Here is a 919-nt window from a genome sequence, read left to right as displayed (position 1 = left end):
ATAAAACCTATCAAATTACTCATTCTGATATTTTAAAGTACATAGTACATTTATTTTGATTAATCCGTGAAATGAATAACAAATTTCACTACTTTGCTGATCTTATTCCATGTCATGGACTGTTGATAAGCAACCTTTAAAACTCCTTTTGAAAAAATATCGGCTTTTTTTATCAATTTTTCCCATTTTTATCGTTATTTGCTTTAAGTCAATTTGATTGAATTCGTTTTGATTCTTTTGATGATTATTGATCATCTCATAAGGCAAGGGATTTTTATTACAATATGCTGCAATCTATTAAGTCTGATAATGAACATGTCACTTTACGCTCTCTGTTGGAATATTATCGTCAACAAGCTAAATCACTTCGTGAATTAGGAACCTTGTTTGAAAACCTTGTCATAGCTTACTTGACGAAAGACCCTCTTCATTATGGGCGCTACGAAAAGGTAGAAACCTATTATGAATGGGCAAAAGAACGTGAAGATTGGAATAAAAATGATATCGGCATTGATCTGGTTGCCAAGCTTCGTCATCAAGAGGGCTATGTGGCTATTCAATGTAAGTTTTATCAAGCAGACCATCAGATCAGTAAAAAGGATATTGATAGCTTTATCGCGGCATCTGGAAAAGACATCTTTAAATATCGTCTTCTCGTTGATAGCACGCAAGTAGAATTAAGTGACAATGTGAATGCCATGATTAAAGGACAAGCGATACCCGTTTATCGTATTGACCTTCGTCATATGGAAAACAGTCGGATAGATTGGCAAATATTTGCAACAAAACAAGAAGTTCTTCTGAAATCAACAAAAGAGCCTCGTCCCCATCAAGAAGAAGCCATCAAGAAAGTCTGTGAAGGTTTACAAGAAGCAGACCGTGGCAAACTCATTATGGCATGTGGAACGGGGAAGACTTT

Annotated in this window: 1 protein-coding gene; it reads left to right on the top strand. The window is 35.3% G+C overall.

Translation table 11 applies throughout. From position 1 onward, the window contains the following. Positions 1–284: 284 nt before the first annotated feature. Positions 285–919, top strand: a 635-nt coding sequence (locus ACFIO3_RS14165; RefSeq protein ID WP_375608908.1) for a DEAD/DEAH box helicase family protein, incomplete at its 3' end; no start/stop codon positions are given.

This window comes from Bartonella sp. AD328YNZD, assembly GCF_042196425.1.
Note: the sequence above shows the minus strand (reverse complement) of the source record. Positions and strands in the feature narration are given on the sequence as shown.